The organism is Clostridium nigeriense, assembly GCF_050585265.1.
In the GTDB taxonomy this organism is placed as follows: domain Bacteria; phylum Bacillota; class Clostridia; order Clostridiales; family Clostridiaceae; genus Clostridium; species Clostridium nigeriense_B.
The window spans coordinates 1-21,837 of record NZ_JBNOOE010000002.1 but is presented as its reverse complement, the minus strand read 5'-3'; the positions used below and the strand labels follow the sequence as shown (position 1 = coordinate 21,837).

Below are 21,837 nucleotides of genomic sequence, written 5' to 3'. Positions count from 1 at the left end.
ATTTCCTTTCGACTAAATATTTTAAAATAAACTTCAGATAATAATCTGAAGTTTATTATTTTAATTATATATTTTTTTAATAATATAGTAAACCAGGGACCATTCTTTTAATTTAAAGCTTCATTCCTATAAGTAATATCTTTACTTTCACCCTCTGAAAACTTCTCAATTATTTTAACCAACGGCTTCATATCTTCAAAAAATACTACAACGGTATCTCCACTTTTAGCCATATTTAAAGCTTTTATTAAAGCTTCATCTTCATTTAAAATCACTTCATATTTTTTATTTATATCTTCTTTATTTATTCCATTTACTATTAAATTTGCTATTTCCCCTTGCTTTCTACCTCTTAAATTTTTATCTTCTTTAACTATAATATAATCTAAATACTTTGATGATATCTCACCTATTTCCATAGCTGATTCATTCAATCTATCTCCTGGAATTCCTATTACTCCATAAAGATTTCCTTTTTGTAATTCTTTAATAGCTGAAAGAACCGCATTATATCCATCCACATTATGACCATAATCTAAAATAACATTAACCCCTCTAACATCAAAGCAATTAAATCTCCCTGAATTTTTTTCTGAATTTAATAAATACGTAGTAATTCCATTTTTAATCATACAATAATCTATTTGCATAGCTACTAAAGCTCCCGATGCTGCTAGAATATTTTCAATATTAAATTTAAGTTTGCCACCTAATGTTATTGGAATATCTTTTATATTACATAAAGTATATTTCTTATTCTTATTAAAGATTACTATATCTTCATTTTCTATATAAATATAAATGTCATCAGAATTTTTATTCTTCAAAACATCATTATCAGAGTTTAATGTAAAATATACCTTCTTAGATTTTATTCTATCTAATATAGTTTTACTCCACTCATCATCAGCATTTATAACTACATATCCATCTTTCTTAACAGCTTCACCAACTAATGATTTAACATAACAAAGATCCTCCATAGAATTAATTCCATCAATCCCTAGATGATCTTCTCTTATATTAGTGATTACAGCAACATCTGCAACATCGTATGCTAGACCTTTTCTAATAAGCCCACCTCTAGCAGTTTCCAAGACAGCTACCTCTACATCTGAATTTAATAATACAGATTTTGCACTTTCAAACCCAGTATCATCACCAGTATCTATACATTCATCATCTATGAATATCCCACTACTACTAGTCATACCAACACAATACCCCATTTTTGATAAGGTGTGGCTAATTAATCTTGTTGTTGTAGTTTTCCCATTAGTTCCTGTAATTGATATTACAGGAATATTATAAGGCTTATTATTGTATATCATATTTACAATTTCTTTTCCTATATTTCTCGATTTTCCTTTACTAGGATTTAAATGCATTCTTAAGCCTGGCGCTGCATTCACTTCCATCACCACTCCATTATTATATAGTGGTAAAGATATATCTTCTGTACAAATATCTATACCACAGATGTCTAGATTTAAAGCCTTTGCAACTCTTATGCATAAATTTATATTTTCATCACAAATGTCATCTGTACAATCAACCGACTCTCCACCAGTAGATAAATTCGCATTTTTTCTTAAATAAAGTATTTCACCCTTATTCAAAACTTCCATTAATGATCGCCCTTGTTCTGATATACATCCAAATACATCTTCATCTAATTTGATTTTAGTTAATGGTTTTTCATGATCTTCTCCTCTTAAAGGATCTTTATTCAATTGATGTATAAGTTCAAATATACTATTTTCTCCATCTCCTATTACAAAAGGTGGGGTTCTAAGAGATGCTGCAACTACCTTATAATTTATTACACATACCCTAAAATCTTTGCCCTTATGATACTTTTCAATTATCATATCTTTAAACTTATCTTTTAATTTTTTATAAGAATTTAATAATTCTATTTCATTTTTTATATTTAAAATTACCCCTTTTCCCTTATTTCCATATTGAGGTTTTAGTACTACAGGGTAACCAATTTCTTCTGCCATTTGTAATAGATTGATTATATTTCTAACCTTGCTTCCTTTAGCCACAGGTATATTTTGAATTCTTAAAATCTCCTTTGTAAGTAGCTTATCAGATGCTATATCAACAGATACACATTTCGTATTTGAGCTAATTGAAGTTTCAATTATCTTACCTTGTTTTCCATATCCTATTTGATAAAAATCTCCATTTCCTAAATTAACAACAGGAAGACCAACTTCCATTGCATAATCACAAATAGATTTGGTACTAGGTCCGAGAAATTCATCATTCAAAACTTCTTTTAAAAATTCTATTCTATCCTCATAATTTATAGGAATTTTATTAATTAACGCATTTACAATATCTATAGCAAGCTTAGAAACTTCTAGAGCTGTACTTTCATAAATATATTGAAAAATTATATAATAACGATCATCTTTAATTTCCCTAGACTTTCCGTAATGAACATCTATTCCAATCTTATTTTGAATAGCTAAAATTATATGTTCACAAATGTGAGCTAGATAAGTTCCTTCTTTAAGTCTTTTTATAAAACCCTCGTCTTCATCAATCCCACATCTATGAGTTCTTAATTCTGGAATCATATTAACTAGATTGAAATTGAAATCTTCAATATCCTTACTTGGTGTTTCGCAATAACCCTCTAAATCCACATCAAGTCTAATACATTTTTTAAGGGAATATATATTCTTCCCCTTAAAGACCTTAGTCTCTATTACTTTCATCTTTACTATTTTCCTCCTCAAAAGGCATCTTACTTAGGAGATTAAATTTATCTCCTTCTTTTAGTACATGTAAATTAACATTAAACATACTTAATACTTCATCATAATTTTGTTCAGATACATTACTATATGTTATATTTCGTGCATCTAAAAAATATACAGCTCCATTTCCAACAACTTGTGCATCTCCATTATCTCTTACTACCAATGCTGTATCTTCATCTATCCCAATTCCTAAAATTTCTGGATTTTGGGCAATCCCTGTTAAAAGCCTTCCTATTCTTCCTCTTTGAGCAAAGTGTTGATCTATCATTACACCTTCAACAAAGCCTAAGCCTGGAGCCATTTTTAAAGTGCATTTTCTTGGTGACTCATCATCATCTCCATTAACCACCATAGTATCACTCATTACTGATGCTCCTGCAGAAGTTCCAACTATGATGCATCCATTTTCACTAGCACTTTTTAATGCATCATAAATAGAAGTACCTCCAACTAAGCTAGTTATTCTTAACTGATCTCCACCTGTAAAAAATATAAGAGAGGCTTCCTTAATAAGCTTTATATTTTCTTTATTTAAGGAATCTTCTCTATCTTTAATATTTAATCCTTTTACATTTTTAACTCCTAAACCCTTAAATATTTTAGTATATTTTTCTAAAGCTTCTTTTGGATATTCTGTTGCTATAGTAGCAATTAATATAATATCCTCTTCTTTATTTATAGAATTACATACCTTTTTTAAAATATCTTTATCGCCCTCTTTATCTTCTGCTCCTCCGATGATAATTAAATCGCCCTTAATTTTTTCTGCCATAATCTCACCTCTTATCATGCATTTCTTATTTTATCCACCAAGGGTTAATATTATTCACTTTTAATATGCATGTAATATAATAAAAAAGTTATTAACAGGGTAACATCTTTATAATTTCCTAAAGAATAAAAAAAGAAATCTAGCAATTGCTAGATTTCTAAATTAAGTAAAATTCAAAATATTTAATTTTGCTAATTGAATTTACTCTATTAACATATATGAATATGGAGTTTCTTTTAAAATATGGCTCTACCAGGTATAATTAGTTTATCTCCTGATTTAATTTTATTATCATCATCTAGATCATTTAATCTTTCCAACTCACCAATAGTAGTGTTATATTTTTTAGCTAAATCCCAAAGAGTTTCTCCATCCCCTACAACATAAATAGTTACTGATGCCTTCTTTTCTTTTACTTCTTCTTGTCCTTCTGATACATTATTAACATAATTCTTACTAACTTTGTAAAAGGATTTAACATTAAGCCCAACAGTTGCTTTAACTGAAATTGCATTTCCTTCTACATTTGTATCAATATTTTCTATATATGGCTTTACTAAAACATTCATATCTTTTCTTAAGCCTTTAATATCTAAAACTGCATTAAACGGAACATCTCCTGTTAATATTCCATAATTAATTTCTTCTCCTGACAATTTATATATAATATAAACTTTAATTACACCTTCTATTTTTAATTTTTCATTTTCAACAACCTTATCCTTTATAATAGGACATCCTGTCACTGCTATTACTTCATCAACTCTATCTTCTTTATTTTCTAGATCAAGAACTTCTTTTGCAGAAATCTCATGATTTTCTATATTATGAATTAAAGTAAATTCTTTATTGCTATTTTCTAATTCTATGTTCATAGTTGGTGAATAGGCATCTTTTAAAATTTCAACTTTTTCATTTGAATATACTTTAACATTACCTCTAACTGTAAATTCAATATTCACCAACCTATTTTCTCCAACATCATCCAAATTAACTGCATATTGACTATCAGCCACCCTTAAATCTAGGGAACTAATCATATCACCAGTTATTCCTGGCACTTCTTCCTCCTTTGATAAGTAAACATCGTCTTCTAATACGTCAAGTTCCTTATCATCACGACTTCTATAAAGTATTGCTACCTTACAATAACATCCAATATAAACTTTTCCTTCTACAACCTTAATTTCTTTTTTATGAAGATTCATATCACACTTTAAAATTTCATCTATTTCCGGCTTATCCATTGTTACTTTTAACATAGATTTACCCATTAAATCTATATCTTTTTCACCTCTAACACCATTTAAAACTTGATTCTCTTTTTGAGTTTGAATATCATCTTTACCTTCAATATCTTTCACATAATCAAACTCTCCATTCTTATAGATCTCCCATCTTAAAGTTAGTATCCCATCAATACCAACTTTTCTCTCATTCATCCAATTTGCTTCAATATGTTCTACATCGCACTCAACATTGCATTCTATATTATGTTCATCATCATTAAGATCTACATAATTTGAGAACTTATCATTAAAGACAACTGAATGTATTTTGTTAGTTGGTGAATCTGTAATAGCTTCTTCCTTAGAAATATAAAATACTATATAATTTAAATCTCCCTCTACCATAACTCTATCTCCAACAAGCTCTTTATTGTTTATAGTAGCTTTTACGTCTATTCCTAATACATCTTTCATATCAGGATATTGTGAATCTCTTAATAAATGCTCACCTTTTAAAGTTTGATTAGTTAAGCCTTCTCTTAGTAATTGCTCATATCGAACACTTTCTCTTATTACATCTATTTGTGACATATAATCCCTCCCATATAATACCTATTAATAAATATATTCTAACCATATATATTTATTCAAAGTTTTATATAATGTTTCAAAAAGAAAATTAGCAAATTTCAACACTTACCTTACTCTTATTTACATCTGAGGATTATTTATCTAAATTTATGTCGAATTATATAAAAACATAATTTTTTTTTCATTTTTTCTCTAATTTTTTTAAATAATATGTTGACACTGATTAAAATATGTCGTATTATAATTATGGTTATTGACCATATAACCTCTCATAAATTCTCAATACCCTTTTATACCATAGTTGAAAGATGGAAACCCACCATCTTTCTTTTTTTTGCTTAAAAAAGGGAAAAAAAAATTAGAGCTCAAAATATGGAGCTCTAATCACTATAACGCAAAATATAACTGTACTGTCTTAGTTAATACATCTGAATAGCTGTATGTTACTGTCCTTGGCACATCATTATCTAATCTTACTACAAAAATGCTTGGATGCGCACTTTCTATTATTCCGTTGTTTATTAGGATCTTTTTTCTTCCACCGTTTGCCTTTAAAGTTACTTTCTCTCCTATATGGTCTTCAATACTTCTCTTTATAGACGCGATAGTCTTTACATTTTCCACATAAACACCCTCTTTCTTTATTATATTATACACCCAAACCCACATATTGTCAAATAAAAATTATAATTTTACCACCTTACAAAAGAATTGTCAATGTAAACTTTTACCTTTTTTATTACTCTTTTATACATTCACTATTATTCCTTATTTTTATTTTTTTATACATTTTATTTAACTTTATTTATATTTAAATATATGGAGACCTAGGATATCCTTCTCTATACTTACCTCTTGTCTGTAGTCCTCCTATCCCCTTAATCCCAGTTATAGTATTATCTATGACCTCTGTAATAGATACTACTTTATCTATCCTTGTAAATGCTATCTTCTCACATACTAGAACAGGATCTAAACAATGAATTAAAACTCTATTAGGAGAACTTGCAAAATTTGCTCCAGCATCCAACATACATTCATAACAGCTTTGACAGGCTCCAGCAAATATCACTAACTCGTCATAACTAGAATTATAATTTCTTAAAGCTTTAACAGCATCTATATAATATTTGGAATTTCTATAATTCTCTAAATTCAAATAATCATCTGTTTCCCTTACAACACTATCATGCCCAGTCAGAACTACTATATCAGGCTTAATTTCTTTAACTAAATCTACTATAACTTCAGGCTGTTTTTTTTCAGTAATAGCTCTGCCTACAGCATCCAAAGATAATTGCTTATAAACCTTAAGACAAGTCTCTAAATACTCACTATCACCATCTATATGAAGTATTTTCCCTGGTCTTCCAAATATCAATTCTTTATTCTGCTGATTTTTTAATGATTTGCTCCCCCGGGATAAGTTGTTTAATATCTTAACAGCTTCAGTATCACTTCTCATTGAAACTGCTTTTTTTAGAGCCTCTTCTACTCTTCTATTTAGTATCTTTTCCTTGGTTCCAACAAATTCATCATCTACCATTTCTAAATCATCATCTCTGGAATCTGCAATTATTCTTATACTTATTCCTTTTAATATATAAATTTTATTACCTCTTTCATCTTCTTTAATATCAATAATTTTAAATGTAATATCTTTATCATATGACTTTCTAACTACTAAATCTCCTACTTTCATCTTTTCCCTCTTAGTTATTAGTTTATATTATTCTATGTCGAATTCTCTGTATTTGTACATAAAAAAAGTAGTAAATATGTTATATTAGTCACTCCCGTTTCAAGCATCTCAGAACTTAGGTAAGAAAATTATAAAATGTTACTCCCATGGTAATGCCATTATAATTTTCCAAAGAGTAAAAAAGTGCCCTAGGCACTTTTTTAATTTAAGTTGTATTCATTTTTAAACTCATTCAAGAATTTAAGCATAGATTCTTGTTCACTAATTATAGACTCAAGCTTACTGCCAAAGGTATTTTGACCCCAATTCACCTCATTATAATAATATCTATTAGCAAGTCTCCAGTATCTTTGAGGAAATTGTAAATAAGCATAAAGTACTTTATATTCACTTTCTAATAAAGGTGAAACTTCATTATAAGACTCTATAATAGCATTTGCAAAGTTGATATCCCAATTTACTCGCTTTAATACTTTAATCATAAAATTCGATATATCAAAGGTTCTAACTTCCCTCTTGCAATAATCAAAGTCTATTACATTGCAGTTATTATTTTCATCTAAAATTATATTGTGATAAGTAAAATCATGATGGCAAAAACTTTTATCATTTTCAGCTATTTCACAAAGCTTATCATACTCTGACTCTTCCAATGTCTTTAAAGCTTTTTTACCAATTTCTTTATAGAATTCCATAGATTTTATATATAATAAATCAAAATCATTTTTATTATTTTTCTTTCTTACCATATATCTCATCTTATCTAAAGATTTAATTCTCTTATTCATAAGGTGAGTCCATCTGCCTAAATCACTCTTTAACTTTGAATTTTCTGGAGGATCATATCCCTTAGAAGCCTCATGCATCATAGCTAAAGTCCTAGCAGCTAATTTCACCTCGTCTATGTTATGAAAATCACACTCCCTCCCCTCTATCCATTCAGATAAAGTGTAAAGATCCTCATTTACAAGGGCATACGGTTCCTCATCTATGTTTAAAAAATACCTATCAACAGCATTAAAACCATTTTTAATTAAATGTTCTTTAGCGCCATAAACAAATAATAACTTTTGAGGTCCATAATTAATTTTCTTTAAGCATTTTTCTCCCTTATTTGTCTTTAAATAATATACTCCTTTATTTGCCTTTAAAACTTCAATCTTAATATCAAATTGTCTTTCTATTTCAAATTCTCTCATCATAACCCTCACCCCCTTTATATTTATATGACTATATTTATTCTTTTATTAACATTTTATTCCTAAGTTTAATATAATAAATTAAAAACAATGAGAAAGGATTAAGTCATGAAGATAGGCATAGACGGTAGAGCTGCTAAATGGTATAGAGGAACTGGAATCGGAACATATACTTATCAACTTATTAATAGTATAAATAAAGTTGATAATATTAATGATTACTTAGTTTTTTTGCCTGAAAATTCAGCTCTAGATTTAAGTGATAATTTCAATGTTGAGTTGATTAGGGCAACGGCTTCAGCAAATTTTTGGGACGAAGTTAGAGTTCCAAATATTTTAGATGATAGTAATATCGATCTTTACCACGTGCCTCAAAACGGTGTTGGGCTGTCCGCTAATATTAATTGTCACAAATCTATTACTTTGCATGATATAATCCCATTGAGAATGCCAGAGACAGTTAGTGAACGCTATTTGTATATCTTTAATAACGAGCTTCCTAAAATTATAAATAGTTGTGATGGAATACTAACAGTTTCTGAATTTTCAAAGCAAGATATAGCAAAAGAATTTAACTTTCCTATAAATAAGATCTTTGTTACACATCTTGCTGCTGAGGATATATATAGACCTTTAGATAAGTCTCAATGCAAAAAAATATTAGAAAAAGAATACAATATTAAAGAAGATTTTATACTTTATGTAGGAGGTTTTAGTCCTAGAAAAAATATTGTAGGCTTAATTGAAGCCTTTTCCCTTCTCCCTGAAGATATTAAAAAAAATCTTAAATTAGTTATAACAGGCAAAAAAGGAATTTCGTACAGCATTTATAAAAAAAGAGCTATAGATCTTCATATCGAAGATGATGTAATTTTTACAGATTTTATTCCTCTAGAAAAATTGCCTATTTTTTATAATGCCTCAGAACTACTAGCTTATCCTTCATTCTATGAAGGCTTTGGACTACCTCCTTTAGAAGCAATGGCATGTGGCACTCCAGTTATAGCATCCAATGTGACCTCTGTTCCAGAGGTATGTTATGAATCTGCTTTATTAATTAATCCATATGATATTAAAGAATTATCAACTTCAATAGAAAGAGTTTTAAAAGATGAATCTTTAAGAGCAAAAATGATAACTAATGGACTTATTCAAAGCTCTAAATATTCATGGAATATAACAGCCCAATCTACAATTAATGCTTATAAAAAAATTATTGAAAACTAAATATAAATGGGCTGTCTCACAAACAGCCCAAATTAAGAATTAAAAATTAAAAATAAATAATTATTGATGTAATTCTTGCAGAATTACTAAAAATTAATTTCTTTCTAAAACTCCTTCGGGAGTTTTTTCATTACTCATTCTTAATTTTTCATTGTGTGATATCTCTGTTTATCTAATAAAAATATTCATTTAACTCTGAAATGAATATTTTAACAAATTCTTCTCTATATAGTTCATTATTTATTTTATTTTTCATTCTATTTAGAAACACTTCATAATCCCATTTCTTTTGTCTATAATAATAATCTCTTGAAATAGTTATAAAATCTCTTGGAAAACTTAAAATAGAATATATTAATTTAACTTCATCTTTAGTTAAGTTCTCTACAGAATTGTAAGATTCCAAAATCCTCTTAAAGGTCTCCATATCATAATAACTATTTTTTATAACCTTCATTGCAAAATTAGCTATATCTACAGCCCTAGTATCAATCTTACAATAATCAAAATCTATTATTTTTATTTTATCCCCATCTACTATAAAATTATGATGCGCTAAATCATTATGACATAAAACCCTTTTTCTAAAGTCTTCTAGCAAACTATTATAATTACACATAGCTAATAGCTCTATAGATTTTTGAATTTCATTAATACGCTTATCAACATTTTCTAGAAATAAAGTATCAAACTCTAATTTATGCCTAAATCTTAATATATATTCTTTAATATTAAGTAAATCATCCTTAGCTTTATTATATTGATATGGTAAATACTCTCCTAAATTTCCTTTTACTATATCTGCATTAAGAGTTTGAAATATTCCCCTTGATGCCTTATGCATATTAGCCATTGCTTTAGTGCACATTTCCACTTCAACAAGATTAGTAAATGTAGACTCTCTACCTTCAATCATATTTAGTATTACATAAGTATTTTCCCCTGACTTATAAGTTACTCTTCCATTTTCATCTTCATAATAACTAAGTAAATCCTCATATTTCTCAGATACATATTTTAAGGCTTCATTAATAAATTTTATTCTATCTTCAGATGAATCTGTAAGCTTTAATATTTTTTTACCTTCATTTGTTAACAATACAAATACCTTTCTCAAAGGTAGTATATCATCAATATCAAAGGATAACTTGTTAAAAAACTCTTCACTTAAATCGTATTTACATAATATATCCTTATCCACATATCTAAATTTATTCATATTAAGTCCCCCTTTACTAAATAATTCTTGCCTTACTATCTATATTTTTAGCCTTATATAATGCATATAAAACCTCTTCTTCCCTCATCTTAAGCTTTCCTAGAATATATCTTTCAACTAATTTTAGTTCTTCATTAGGATAAGATGATAGTCCTCTTAAATACTCTTTACTGTCTTCATTAAGATTAGCAGTTTTAATATAATATTTAATTATCTCATCTATATTTAAATCTATTTCTCTTCTTTTTATTTTCTTTATATATGAATAAATATCATGTTCCTTAAGATTATAAGTTAAATACCTTACTGTACTTACTATTATCTTTCCATCTTCTTTCACATTTAAATTTTCCTCATCAACTCTAGTTAAACAAACCTCATAGCTTTTCATACTTCTTTCAATAAGACTTCTAAAATTATTAGAATATACATGTTTCAATGCTTTTTCCCCTAAGCTAACTAACTCTTCTCCCCTATTTATTAAATAAAAATCTATAGAATTTAAACTACTCTTTTCCTGTATTTTTCTTAAATACTCATTTATTATCAGTATTTGAGAATAATAACTAGTTACTTCCTTTCCTATAGATGCTCCAATTCTAGGAAATAAATTTTCCTTATATGGTCCAATTTTATTATGAAAAAATATTATATCTTCTATTTGCTTAAATATATTTATATTATCTTGATTTTTATCTATTTTACCATTCAGCACTATTATCCCCTTATTTTCCAAATAAGAATTTAATTCTGTTTTCTGCATCTTATCACCACCTATTAAATAAAGTTATCTAGAAAGCTTTCTCTATTCTCTCTATCTTTCAAATATTTATTTAACTTATTTACTAAAAAATCTTCCCCCCAAGGTTGTTGCTCCCAATAATATTGAAGACCAATTTGCCAAAATCCTTGTGGAAACATTATAAATCCCTTTATTAATCTTACTTCTTCATCAAATAAGCTATGGGTATTAGAATAGGAATTTAGTATAAAATATGCCTTATCCCTACTCCAACTTCCATCTTTCATAGATCTAATTAATAAAGAAGCTAAATCGTGAATATGAGTATCTAAGATACAGTAATCAAAATCAATAATATTTACTTCTCTATCTTTGCTTATAAGAACATTATGATGTGCATAATCATGGTGGCAAAAACCTCTCTTATTAACTTCTTTCTCCATAATTTCTATATACTTATTATTTCTTAACTCATTAATGGCTTTCTTTGCAATATCCAGTTCTTCTTCTATACCCCTTAAATATACTTCATCAAATTCTGATCTATATGCCTTCTGATAAATTCTCTTTTTAAAATCCAAAATTTCATTACATCTAGTTTGAAAAACCTTTATCCAGGAAAACCATGCAATTCTAGGCTTCATATGTCTATTTAAGGTAAAACCTTCACTACAATTATGTAGTTCTCCTAGGGTTTCAGAAGCCAACTTTAATTGCCCTAAATCTTTGTAATTACAACTTTTAGAATCTATCCATTTATTTAAATACGCATAATTATTTCCAAGACTTATATATTCTAAACCATCCTTGGTATTTATAATTTCTGGAATCTTGTTAAATCCTCTATTTTTCAAGTGTTTAATGGCTGATAAAATAAAATGAAAATGGGGATATTGATATTTAATTACCTTAATACCATAATCCCCATCATTAGTTTTTATCTTATAGCTATTTTTTACCTTTTCTATAGTTTCTATATCTAACATATACTTATCCTGAATTTCACTTTTAATATCTGAAATTTCCATAGGCTTCTCCTTAAGATTTATTCAATGATATTATATGAAGTCGCTTATTTTATTGTGTTTATAATCATAGAATTAAATCATTAATAATACTTATAAATATATATGATAATTTTAGGAGGATAGCTATGAATATATCTATAGATGCTAGAGGTATTAATTTATATAATGGTACTGGAATAGGTACTTATACTGAAAATTTAGTGAGAGAATTACTTAATATAGATGAAGAAAATAATTACTATCTTTTTTGGACAGGTAAAAATTATGAAAGATATAAAAAGGATAATTGTAAAATAGTTTTTACTTCTAGAAGACATGGTAGTTTTTATGAAAATTATTATTTCCCAACATTTTTAAAAAATAATAATATAGATATTCATCATATTCCACAAAACGGTATGGGGCTTTGCGAAAGTTACGACACAAATTGTGTAGTGACCATTCATGATTTAATTCCATATTTACTACCAGAAACTACTGGCCGAGGATACCTTGAGCGTTTTTTAAGAAATATGCCCGATATAATTGATAAGTCTAAAGGGATTTTAACAGTTTCAGAATACTCCAAAAGAGATATTTTAAAGTTCTTTAATCATATTCCAGAAGATAAAGTCTATGTTACTCCTTTAGCTGCAAATACTAATTTTAAACCTTTAGACAAAGAAAAATGCAAATCCTTTATAAAAGAAAAGTTTAATTTCAACAGTCCTTATATTTTATACATAGGAGGATTTAGCTCAAGAAAAAATGCCAAAGATCTTATATTATCATTTAATAAAATTTATAAAGACCTAAATGAACCTCACACGTTACTTTTAGCAGGATCAATTAAGGATGAAGGAAAGAAACTTGTTGCACTAACTGAAAATTTAGAGTCGAAAGATAATATTATTTTCACAGGATTTATAGATGATGAAATTCTTCCAACACTATATAATGGAGCCGAAGCTTTTGTATATCCATCTTTATATGAGGGGTTTGGACTTCCTCCATTAGAAGCCATGAGCTGCAAGACCCCAGTTATAACATCTAATATTACTTCTATTCCTGAAGTTACTGGAGATGCCTGTATATTAATTAATCCTTTTGACAAAAATGAATTAGAAAAAGTTTTAGTAAATCTACTAAATAATAAAGAATTGAAAAATGATTTATCACAAAAAGGATATGAAAGAAGCCTCCAATTTTCATGGAGAAATACTGCCATAAAAACTTTAGAGGCTTATAAAAAAATAAATGAAAATTAATTATCGGAAAGTTCGAAAATTATCTCTTTAAATTTATCATAATTTGTTATACTTGGGACTCTTTCCACTATATTCGTTAATATTAGGAATGGGTTATTTTCTTCATCACTTTCTGAATTACTTTTGCTCTCTTTATTATATTTAACCTTTAATGAATAAAGGGAGCTTGGGAAAAAATTATATTCTAATAATTCTTCCGATAATAACTCTTTATTTGTTGCTGCAAAAGCAATAAATTCTTTAATAGCCTCTTCATTTTTTTCAACTTTTAAGGCAACTAAATTTTTACCACCTAAGTCAAATAACCTATTTTCTCCAATATTAAAGCTTGGAGGATTTTTACATTCCCAAAGATATTGAGTACCATCATTAACCATTTCTTTATAAAAATCTAATGATGCAACTCTGCATAAATAATTGTCACTATCAGTTATATAGTCTTCATTATAAATATTTTTAAACTCACTTATAATATCCTCTTTTGAATATTCTTTAGTTTCATCATCAACTAATTGAGATAATATTAGAAGCGCTATATTTTTCTTATCTTTATTTGAAAATATTTTGATTTCACCATTAGTTTTTGTTTCTATTTCTTTTCCAATACTAATTAATTGCTTCCATGTATTGATATCCTCACTTTCATATCCATATTCCTTTAAAATATCTTTTCTTAAATATAAAGCTATTGGATTCGATGTAAATGGCACAGCATAATAATCTTCATTTACCTCAACTTCCTTAATTCTACTTTTATTAAAATTTTTCTTGTAGGTTTCAATGATATCCTTATTTTCTTCAGTAAAATTAATTTTATCTTTTACTTTATTTATATCCTCAATATTAAGCTGAACTATGTTCGGCAAGTCTCTATAGTTAGAATGTATAATTCTATCTAAATACTCTTCCTGAGATATATTAATTACGCTTATATGTACCTTTCTATTTTTACTTTCAAATTCGTTAGCTACTTTAGTAAAATATGAATAGTAAGTATTATCTGTCCAAACTACTATATCTCCCTTTAATACTTCCCTGCTTGATTTACTTAATACTAAATTAATAAAAAATATAAAAATAAAAACTGCTAATAATGAAAGTATTCTTCTTCTTTTAATTCTCATATTTATCACATCCTAATTATATATAAATTATACACTAATAATCTATTATTTGAACAATATTAATTATTTTGCAATTTATAATTTATTATACTATAATAGACTGACATATAAATTATTGAATAGGAGATTGTTATGCATATAGATAGTTTAAACTATTTTTATCAAGTTGCTAATTCTAAAAGTATTTCAACTGTTGCTAAAAATGCTCATATCTCTCAATCTGCACTGAGTCAACAAATATCAAAGCTAGAAAATAAGTTAAATGTTAAATTATTTGAAAGAACAAACAAAGGAGTAACTCTAACACCAGAAGGAGAAATATTATTTAAGTATTCAGAGTCTATATTAAGCTCTTATAATAAAATGCAAGAAGAATTACTAAACTCTATAAATAAGATAAAACTTATATCTATTGAATCAGTTGAATCTATAGGATTAACTATATTACCTACAGCTATTTTTAAAATGAAAAAGCTTTTCCCTTCTTACACTATTAATCTTAATACAATAGATTGCTGTTCGAAGTCAAGTTTATTAAATAACATATGTGATGTTTCAATATGCTATAGTAAAATAGAAAATACTACTGGGGTAGTTACGAAGCTTCTAGGTAACGATGAAATCCTTTTAGTAGCGGATAAAAGTTTTCCATTAAATACTATAAAAAAAGAACAAATATTTGAATTACCATTGATATTTACTTCAAATAAGAATTGTTTAAAAAAATTAATATGTAGTAATTTAAATTGTGATGAGGAAGCTCTAGAAAAAGCTAATATATTATATAATACAAACTCATACTTTTCTGCATTGAAAGGAGTTTCATCTAGTAAGGCTGCTACCTTTATACCTTCTAGTATATATTATAATTATCATTCATTATCAAATATTAAAATAATAAAAATTGAGGATTTCTCTATTTCTCTACAACTTTACATTAGTTATTTAGAATGTTTTTATAAAACTAATTCAGAATTTGTTAAAACATTAAGAAATATATTAAAGGGTTACTTAAATTAAGTAACCCTTTAATATGTCCTCTGTAATAGCCAATTTGCTATTTCTCTTAAAACATCTTTATATTTATTTTCAGGAAGCCTCTCTATTCCCTTAAAGCATTTATTCATATATTTTTCTGCTAATTCCTTAGCCATTTCTATTCCTTTATTTTCTTCTACTAATTTTATTATTTGGACTATATCATCTTCCGAATAATAATTTTTTCCTAGTATATCTTTAAATGCTGATTTATTATTTCTATAAGCATAAATTAACGGAATAGTATAAATACCTTGTCTTAAATCATTAGCAGCAGATTTCTTTATACTTTTATCACTGCCTTCATAATCTAATATATCATCTATTATTTGAAAAGCCATTCCTAAGTTATGTCCTATATTCCCTAACTCTCTTGAAACCTTCTCTTCTGCCTTGCATTCTGCAGCCCCTAAATATAATGAAATTGAAAATAACTCTGCTGTTTTTCCTGATATTCTACTTAAATAATCTTTAACAGACAATTTCATAGAGAATCTAGCGTTTAATTGGTTTACTTCTCCCATACAGATCTTTGACATAGCTCTAGAATCCATCTTTATTGCTTCTAAAGACTCATGTGTTGCTAATATTTTAAAGCATACACAGAATAGGTAATCTCCTATATATACAGCATAATCTTTTCCATATTTAGACTGGATAGTTTCTTGGCCTCTTCTAAGCTTAGAATCATCTATTACATCATCATGTACTAAAGATGCCATATGAAGCATCTCTATAACTGCTGCAGTAGGAATTGATTTTTGTCCATCATTATCTCCAAATTTTGCTCCCATTAAAACAAAAGCAGGCCTTAATAATTTTCCACCTGATTCTATTAATTCAATTATAGAGTTTTCTATTTTTTTGTCTTTGCATTTAACATTTTTCTTCATTAAATCTAGCACTTCTGCAAGCTCTTGTTTTATTTCAGGATAATTATTCCAAATATTGTCCATCACAATCCACCTTCTTAGTGATTAAAAAAATCATAGATCTATTTAGTCTTTTAACTTTTAAACATTGGAAGTTTTCTTAAATGCGCCACCGCATAGTTAGCTGTTATTCCAATAAATATACCAGTACCAATTCCTATAGTTGATAATATAGGTAAATATAGCATAACACCTATATTCTTTACTATTAGTGAAGCAATTATTAATTGTCCTACATTATGAAATATAGCTCCAGCAGAACTTACTCCTATAATACTAACCTTATCTTTAAATAAACCTTTTACTACAACCATAGAAAGAAAGCTTAATATTCCTCCTGCTGCACTATACATAAAGGATGATAAATTTCCACCAAACATAGTTGATAATGTAAGTCTTAAAAATAAAACTAAAAATGCATCTTTTTTACTATCTAATGTATATAAAGCAATTACAGTAATTAAATTTGCTAAACCTAATTTTGCACCTGGCGTTATAAAAGGAACAGGAATAGAACGCTCAACAATGTATAAAACTAAAGCTTGAGCTACTAATAATCCAATATATACCATTTTACTAGTTTTCTTCATAGCATCTCCTTAATATGATAGTATAATATCATCTTCTGCCATCCCTTTAATTTCTATCATAACCTTATGAGGAAGGCACACTAAGCTTTGTCCTGCTTTCTCAATATATTCTGGATTCATGCAAACCTTGTCTGGACAATCTGCTTCAATTATACCTATCTTATTATCTTTTATCTGAATAATATTAATTCCTAAATCTGTTTTTAGTTCTATAGTTTCTTCACCCTTATGAACTGATAACGGCACTGTTTTGTATAACTTACCTGCAACTGTTATTTCTGCATATGTATTGCTAAATCCTTTTCCTACCGAAGCTCCTAACATAATTTCAGGTAAAAATGATAATAGCATCAATACTGCAATTATAACAAAGTCTAACTTTTTAAACATATTAATCCTCTCCATTATAATGTAATCTCATTATAACCTTACAATTTATAAGGTAGAGTAAATACCCTACCTTATAAATTCATTATACAATATATTTAAATTATTTCATTAATTATTGTGCATTTTTATATATTGGTTGTTTCTTCCCATGCCAGAAATTATCTGCCATTCTAGTAATCCATGGCATAATATAGTAATCTAATCCAAATGTTCTGCCTGCTCCACCCATTAGTGCAATTGCTCCAAATGTATACCACAGTATGTCCCAACCGGCCATAGCACATAATATAAAGTTAATTGTCATACCAATTGAAATTCCACTAAAGATAAATGTGAATAATCCTGCTATTAGGCATAGACCCATTCCAATTTCCATTAATACAACTATTCTTTGGAACCAAACTGCAACTTCAGGGTTTGGCATCATAATTTGCATTATTGCTGAATACCAACCTGGGATTTCTTTAAGTATTGGTGTTGCAAATTCAGTTGCTGTTTCACCAGCAGCTGCTGAAGCACCAGATGTTGCATCTTGTAACCAAGTAAATGGCATTTGTACATTTCCAGCCTTAGTCCAACTATCAGCACCAATAGCTATCTTATCGAAGAAACCTTTAATAGTTGTGGCATTCCACATAGCTTCCCATGTAGATTCTCCAAGTAATTTTTTCAGACCTTCTATTAACCATAAAGACCCAATAAATAATCTTAATGGCACTAACCATAATCTATTAGCCTTAGATGATAAATGACCTCTCATTACTGATCTTTTATCTTCCATTGTAAAGAACTCATGTTGTAAATAATTATATATAGCATTAATATTATTTACTCCCCATAAATAATGAATATTTACTAAATGCTTCATTATCATTGCAAAGAATCCTGATAATTTAAATCCCATTAAGTTTGCAACACAATATCTTCCACCAATTGAAACCATAAATCCATGATATTTTCCTTGGAATTTTTGCATTTCTTTGTTTTCTATTGAAGCAACTATATTCTTAACAACTATATCAGCTGTTTGTACAGCAGCTTCAACTATTTGTGGAGTACCTTTTCCAGCTTCTTCTTCAAAGTAAGCCATATCTCCAACTACGAATACATCTTTCTTACCTACAGCTTGCATAAATTCATTAGTTTGTAATCTACCTGCTCTAGCTGTTTCTAATCCATATTCTTTTGCATCTTGATTAGCTTGAATTCCACAAGTCCAAATTAATGTTCTTGTATCAATTTTTTCCCCACTCTTTAAAATCACTTGATTTTCAGTAACTTCAACTATAGGAGAATTTTTTAATATTTCCATTCCATGCTTTACCATGTATTTTTCTGCTTTATCAGCTTGTTTTCTATCTAACATATTTAAGATAGTTCCCATAGCTTCAACAACTTTTAAAGTAACTTCCGATTCATCTACATTATATTTTCTAGCTAATCTAGTCTTCCATTCAAGAAGTTCTCCAGCCATTTCTATCCCTGTAAATCCTGAACCTGCTACTATAAATGTAAGCATTTCTTTTCTCTTCTTAGCATCTCTTTCAATGCTTGCTTTAGCAAACATATCTTCAATGTGATGTCTTATTCTAAGTGCATCTTCAAATGACCATAAAGTAAATCCATTTTCCTTTACACCAGGAACCCCAAAGAAAGCTGGTTCACTACCTGTTCCTATAACTAGGTAATCATATGAATATTCTCCATTTGTAGTTTTAACAACTTTTTTATCTGTATCAACTTTTTCTATAAAATCTGTTACAACGTTAACTTTTGATTTTCCAAAAATTTTACTTAGTTCAACTTGTACTGATTCAGGGTGAACTCTTCCCCCTGCAACTTCATGTAATTCTGTCATTAACGTATGATATTGATTTCTGTCTATTAAAGTTATTTCCACATCATTATTTTTCTTATATTTTTTTGCTAGTTTCTTAGCGGCATGAACACCACCATATCCAGCTCCAAGAACAAGTATCTTATTCTTCGACATGTGTTACACCTTTCCCTTCATTAAATAATTCTAAAATAGCATAATTAATTCTATACACTATTCACTAATATGTCCATATAATAAAAATATTTTTTTGTAGCTTTTTTAACAATATTTTTTAGAAATATTTTAAGTATTTTTTTATCAAAGCCTTATATATAGTCATTTATAAGGCTTTATTAATTTTTTAACGGTATTAACATTACTTATATGCCATAAGAAACTTGAATACCTAATCTATTTTATTTTGTGTATAATGAACTAGTGATTGAAAACAATTCAATACAAACTATATAAGTTTTTAAGGGGGATTTTTTTATGAAATCAAAAAAAGTTATAAGCTTATTAGCTGTTGCTGCTTTAGCTACTACTATATTTGTAGGATGTGGAAATAAAGAAGAAGCTCAAGAAGCTGGATTAAAAGATGGAACTTACACAAAAACATCTGCAAAAGATGATAAAGGATATACTGCTTCAATTGAAATAGAAGTTAAAGACGGTAAAATTGCTACTGTTAAATATGATGAAGTTGCAGAAGATGGTACAAGTAAATTAAACAATGAAGAATACAACACTAATATGAAAAATGTATCAGGAAGTAACCCAATAGAAGCTTTCCCAGCTTTAGAAAAAGCTTTAGTTGAAAAGCAAGATGTTGCTTCAGTTGATGCTGTAACTGGTGCTACTAGTACTTCAGACAAATTCAAAAGTTTAGCAGAAGAAGCTTTAGCAGACGCTAAATAGTTATTGTTAATAAATAGGACTTTAGGCTCTTGCCTAAAGTCTTTTGTTATTTTTTATTTTTATACTTATAATAATATTAATAGTATTAAAATAGGAGGACTATTATGACAAAAAAAATGATAAAAATACTTAGTATTTACCTTTTGTTAATTTTTTCTCTTGTTAATTTGGGTGGTTGTTCAAAAGATAACAAAGTAATAGAACCCTTATCTAAAAGCGAAGTTTTAATGGGAACTGTTGTTACTGTAAGCCTTTATGATAATAAAGATGAAACAATTTTAAATAAGGTATTTAATAAGGTTAAAGAATTGGAATCTATACTAAGCATTAATGAAAATGGTACATTAGTAGATGAAATTAATAATGAAGCTGGTATAAAACCTGTTAAAGTAGATGATGATACATATAATATAGTAAAAAAATCGCTAGAATACTCAAAGCTTTCTAATGGATTATTTGATATATCAGTAGGACCAATAGTTAAACTTTGGAATATTGGTTTACCAGAGGCTAGAGTTCCAAGTCAAGAAGAAATCACTGAAAAGCTTCCTTTAATCGGTTATAATGATATTGAAATTGATGATACCAATAAGACTGTTTTTTTAAAGAGAAAAGGTATGATGATAGATTTAGGTGGTATAGCTAAAGGATACACTGCTGATGTAATATCAGATATACTAACTGAAGAAGGAGTTAAAAGTGCTATTATAAACCTAGGTGGAAATGTATTTGCTCATGGGAAAAAAGTAAATGGTGATGATTGGAAAATAGGAATTCAAAATCCTTTTACTGAACGTGGAGGAATAATTGGTAGCATTACTACTAGTAATAAATCCGTAGTAACTTCTGGAATATACGAAAGATACTATGAGGAAAATGGAGTAAAATATCATCATATTTTAAATCCATCCACTGGCTATCCTTATGATAATGAAATTGCTGGCATTACTATAGTAAGTGATAAATCAACTGATGGAGATGCCTTATCTACTTCAGTATTTGCTATGGGAGTTGAAGAAGGAATGAAATTTGTAAATACTCTAGATGGTATTGATGCAATATTTATAACTAAAGATTATAAAGTTTATATAACAGATGGCTTAAAATCAATTTTTACCCTAACTAATGGTGATTTTACATTAGAAAGTTAATTGTAAAAGGAGCTGTCACACAGACCAATGTCACTTAGTTAACATTATGGCAGCCTAATAAAAACATGAAGCTATCGCTATCTGTATAAAAAATCCGCTAGCGATAGCTATTTTTTATATTTAAAATAAATTGTTTAAATCT

At 27.9% G+C, this 21,837-nt stretch carries 19 protein-coding genes; 5 read left to right on the top strand and 14 right to left on the bottom strand.

Features of this window, described 5'->3' with window-relative positions; genetic code table 11:
• Positions 1 to 107 precede the first annotated feature (107 nt).
• From cphA to ACQPVP_RS01770, 6 genes are all read right to left on the bottom strand, one after another.
• Positions 108 to 2,732: a cyanophycin synthetase gene (cphA, locus tag ACQPVP_RS01795; RefSeq protein ID WP_430846678.1), complete on the bottom strand. Its 2,625-nt coding sequence runs from the start codon at positions 2,730 to 2,732 to the stop codon at positions 108 to 110.
• Positions 2,713 to 3,549 (bottom strand): cyanophycinase, encoded by an 837-nt coding sequence (locus ACQPVP_RS01790; RefSeq protein ID WP_430846676.1) that lies wholly within the window; start codon positions 3,547 to 3,549, stop codon positions 2,713 to 2,715. Before ACQPVP_RS01790 ends, cphA begins: the two co-directional genes overlap by 20 nt.
• A 236-nt stretch (positions 3,550 to 3,785) precedes the next feature.
• Positions 3,786 to 5,369 carry a DUF3794 and LysM peptidoglycan-binding domain-containing protein gene (locus ACQPVP_RS01785; protein ID WP_430846674.1) on the bottom strand — a complete coding sequence of 528 codons (1,584 nt, stop codon included), beginning with the start codon at positions 5,367 to 5,369 and terminating at the stop codon, positions 3,786 to 3,788.
• A 387-nt stretch (positions 5,370 to 5,756) separates the two neighbouring features.
• On the bottom strand, positions 5,757 to 5,993 hold the full coding sequence (locus ACQPVP_RS01780) for a Veg family protein (RefSeq protein ID WP_430846672.1): 237 nt from the start codon (positions 5,991 to 5,993) through the stop codon (positions 5,757 to 5,759).
• Positions 5,994 to 6,180: 187 nt separating this feature from the next.
• On the bottom strand, positions 6,181 to 7,071 hold the full coding sequence (yabG, locus tag ACQPVP_RS01775) for a sporulation peptidase YabG (protein ID WP_430846670.1): 891 nt from the start codon (positions 7,069 to 7,071) through the stop codon (positions 6,181 to 6,183).
• A gap of 200 nt (positions 7,072 to 7,271) precedes the next feature.
• Entirely contained in the window at positions 7,272 to 8,273 is a 1,002-nt protein-coding gene (locus tag ACQPVP_RS01770) for a CotS family spore coat protein (protein WP_430846668.1), read from the bottom strand.
• A 105-nt stretch (positions 8,274 to 8,378) separates the two neighbouring features.
• Between ACQPVP_RS01770 and ACQPVP_RS01765 the strand changes: the two genes are divergently transcribed.
• On the top strand, positions 8,379 to 9,497 hold the full coding sequence (locus tag ACQPVP_RS01765) for a glycosyltransferase family 4 protein (RefSeq protein WP_430846666.1): 1,119 nt from the start codon (positions 8,379 to 8,381) through the stop codon (positions 9,495 to 9,497).
• Between the two features lie 172 nt (positions 9,498 to 9,669).
• On the opposite strand, the gene ACQPVP_RS01760 is transcribed toward ACQPVP_RS01765, so the two are convergent.
• Genes ACQPVP_RS01760 through ACQPVP_RS01750 form a run of 3 tightly spaced genes read right to left on the bottom strand, consistent with a single transcriptional unit; the run spans position 9,670 to position 12,486 of the window.
• A complete protein-coding gene (locus tag ACQPVP_RS01760) occupies positions 9,670 to 10,716 on the bottom strand; it encodes a CotS family spore coat protein (RefSeq protein ID WP_430846664.1) in 1,047 nt (348 codons plus the stop codon).
• Between the two features lie 16 nt (positions 10,717 to 10,732).
• Positions 10,733 to 11,479, bottom strand: a complete 747-nt coding sequence (locus ACQPVP_RS01755; RefSeq protein ID WP_430846662.1) for a hypothetical protein — start codon at positions 11,477 to 11,479, stop codon at positions 10,733 to 10,735.
• Between the two features lie 14 nt (positions 11,480 to 11,493).
• Positions 11,494 to 12,486, bottom strand: a complete 993-nt coding sequence (locus ACQPVP_RS01750) for a CotS family spore coat protein (RefSeq protein WP_430846660.1) — start codon at positions 12,484 to 12,486, stop codon at positions 11,494 to 11,496.
• A gap of 125 nt (positions 12,487 to 12,611) precedes the next feature.
• Between ACQPVP_RS01750 and ACQPVP_RS01745 the strand changes: the two genes are divergently transcribed.
• Entirely contained in the window at positions 12,612 to 13,733 is a 1,122-nt protein-coding gene (locus ACQPVP_RS01745) for a glycosyltransferase family 4 protein (protein WP_430846658.1), read from the top strand.
• On the opposite strand, the gene ACQPVP_RS01740 is transcribed toward ACQPVP_RS01745, so the two are convergent.
• On the bottom strand, positions 13,730 to 14,857 hold the full coding sequence (locus ACQPVP_RS01740) for an ABC transporter substrate-binding protein (protein ID WP_430846656.1): 1,128 nt from the start codon (positions 14,855 to 14,857) through the stop codon (positions 13,730 to 13,732). The two genes, ACQPVP_RS01745 and ACQPVP_RS01740, sit on opposite strands and share 4 nt — an antisense overlap.
• A gap of 132 nt (positions 14,858 to 14,989) precedes the next feature.
• On the opposite strand from ACQPVP_RS01740, the gene ACQPVP_RS01735 reads away from it, so the two are divergent.
• A complete protein-coding gene (locus ACQPVP_RS01735; RefSeq protein WP_430846654.1) occupies positions 14,990 to 15,877 on the top strand; it encodes a LysR family transcriptional regulator in 888 nt (295 codons plus the stop codon).
• Positions 15,878 to 15,885: 8 nt separating this feature from the next.
• On the opposite strand, the gene ACQPVP_RS01730 is transcribed toward ACQPVP_RS01735, so the two are convergent.
• The 4 genes from ACQPVP_RS01730 to ACQPVP_RS01715 all read right to left on the bottom strand — a co-directional run bounded on the left by ACQPVP_RS01730 (position 15,886) and on the right by ACQPVP_RS01715 (position 19,800).
• Positions 15,886 to 16,851 (bottom strand): polyprenyl synthetase family protein, encoded by a 966-nt coding sequence (locus ACQPVP_RS01730; protein ID WP_430846652.1) that lies wholly within the window; start codon positions 16,849 to 16,851, stop codon positions 15,886 to 15,888.
• A 50-nt stretch (positions 16,852 to 16,901) separates the two neighbouring features.
• Positions 16,902 to 17,417 carry a Gx transporter family protein gene (locus tag ACQPVP_RS01725; protein WP_430846650.1) on the bottom strand — a complete coding sequence of 172 codons (516 nt, stop codon included), beginning with the start codon at positions 17,415 to 17,417 and terminating at the stop codon, positions 16,902 to 16,904.
• A gap of 9 nt (positions 17,418 to 17,426) precedes the next feature.
• Positions 17,427 to 17,807 (bottom strand): NusG domain II-containing protein, encoded by a 381-nt coding sequence (locus ACQPVP_RS01720; protein WP_430846648.1) that lies wholly within the window; start codon positions 17,805 to 17,807, stop codon positions 17,427 to 17,429.
• A 112-nt stretch (positions 17,808 to 17,919) separates the two neighbouring features.
• The gene (locus ACQPVP_RS01715) at positions 17,920 to 19,800 is read right to left on the bottom strand and encodes an FAD-dependent oxidoreductase (protein WP_430846646.1); all 1,881 of its coding nucleotides are present in this window, start codon (positions 19,798 to 19,800) and stop codon (positions 17,920 to 17,922) included.
• 318 nt (positions 19,801 to 20,118) lie between these two features.
• On the opposite strand from ACQPVP_RS01715, the gene ACQPVP_RS01710 reads away from it, so the two are divergent.
• Together ACQPVP_RS01710 and ACQPVP_RS01705 are read left to right on the top strand one after the other, a co-directional pair.
• The gene (locus ACQPVP_RS01710; protein ID WP_430846644.1) at positions 20,119 to 20,544 is read left to right on the top strand and encodes an FMN-binding protein; all 426 of its coding nucleotides are present in this window, start codon (positions 20,119 to 20,121) and stop codon (positions 20,542 to 20,544) included.
• 104 nt (positions 20,545 to 20,648) lie between these two features.
• On the top strand, positions 20,649 to 21,695 hold the full coding sequence (locus ACQPVP_RS01705; protein WP_430846642.1) for an FAD:protein FMN transferase: 1,047 nt from the start codon (positions 20,649 to 20,651) through the stop codon (positions 21,693 to 21,695).
• The last annotated feature ends 142 nt before the right edge of the window (positions 21,696 to 21,837 follow it).

What these genes read in the sequence shown, in the direction of transcription:
- cphA (WP_430846678.1), bottom strand. Translation starts at nt 2,732, where the DNA reads ATGAAAGTAATAGAGACTAAGGTCTTTAAGGGGAAGAATATATATTCC.
- ACQPVP_RS01790 (WP_430846676.1), bottom strand. Translation starts at nt 3,549, where the DNA reads ATGGCAGAAAAAATTAAGGGCGATTTAATTATCATCGGAGGAGCAGAA.
- ACQPVP_RS01785 (WP_430846674.1), bottom strand. Translation starts at nt 5,369, where the DNA reads ATGTCACAAATAGATGTAATAAGAGAAAGTGTTCGATATGAGCAATTA.
- yabG (WP_430846670.1), bottom strand. Translation starts at nt 7,071, where the DNA reads ATGAAAGTAGGAGATTTAGTAGTTAGAAAGTCATATGATAAAGATATT.
- ACQPVP_RS01770 (WP_430846668.1), bottom strand. Translation starts at nt 8,273, where the DNA reads ATGATGAGAGAATTTGAAATAGAAAGACAATTTGATATTAAGATTGAA.
- ACQPVP_RS01765 (WP_430846666.1), top strand. Translation starts at nt 8,379, where the DNA reads ATGAAGATAGGCATAGACGGTAGAGCTGCTAAATGGTATAGAGGAACT.
- ACQPVP_RS01760 (WP_430846664.1), bottom strand. Translation starts at nt 10,716, where the DNA reads ATGAATAAATTTAGATATGTGGATAAGGATATATTATGTAAATACGAT.
- ACQPVP_RS01755 (WP_430846662.1), bottom strand. Translation starts at nt 11,479, where the DNA reads ATGCAGAAAACAGAATTAAATTCTTATTTGGAAAATAAGGGGATAATA.
- ACQPVP_RS01750 (WP_430846660.1), bottom strand. Translation starts at nt 12,486, where the DNA reads ATGGAAATTTCAGATATTAAAAGTGAAATTCAGGATAAGTATATGTTA.
- ACQPVP_RS01745 (WP_430846658.1), top strand. Translation starts at nt 12,612, where the DNA reads ATGAATATATCTATAGATGCTAGAGGTATTAATTTATATAATGGTACT.
- ACQPVP_RS01740 (WP_430846656.1), bottom strand. Translation starts at nt 14,857, where the DNA reads ATGAGAATTAAAAGAAGAAGAATACTTTCATTATTAGCAGTTTTTATT.
- ACQPVP_RS01735 (WP_430846654.1), top strand. Translation starts at nt 14,990, where the DNA reads ATGCATATAGATAGTTTAAACTATTTTTATCAAGTTGCTAATTCTAAA.
- ACQPVP_RS01730 (WP_430846652.1), bottom strand. Translation starts at nt 16,851, where the DNA reads ATGGACAATATTTGGAATAATTATCCTGAAATAAAACAAGAGCTTGCA.
- ACQPVP_RS01725 (WP_430846650.1), bottom strand. Translation starts at nt 17,417, where the DNA reads ATGAAGAAAACTAGTAAAATGGTATATATTGGATTATTAGTAGCTCAA.
- ACQPVP_RS01720 (WP_430846648.1), bottom strand. Translation starts at nt 17,807, where the DNA reads ATGTTTAAAAAGTTAGACTTTGTTATAATTGCAGTATTGATGCTATTA.
- ACQPVP_RS01715 (WP_430846646.1), bottom strand. Translation starts at nt 19,800, where the DNA reads ATGTCGAAGAATAAGATACTTGTTCTTGGAGCTGGATATGGTGGTGTT.
- ACQPVP_RS01710 (WP_430846644.1), top strand. Translation starts at nt 20,119, where the DNA reads ATGAAATCAAAAAAAGTTATAAGCTTATTAGCTGTTGCTGCTTTAGCT.
- ACQPVP_RS01705 (WP_430846642.1), top strand. Translation starts at nt 20,649, where the DNA reads ATGACAAAAAAAATGATAAAAATACTTAGTATTTACCTTTTGTTAATT.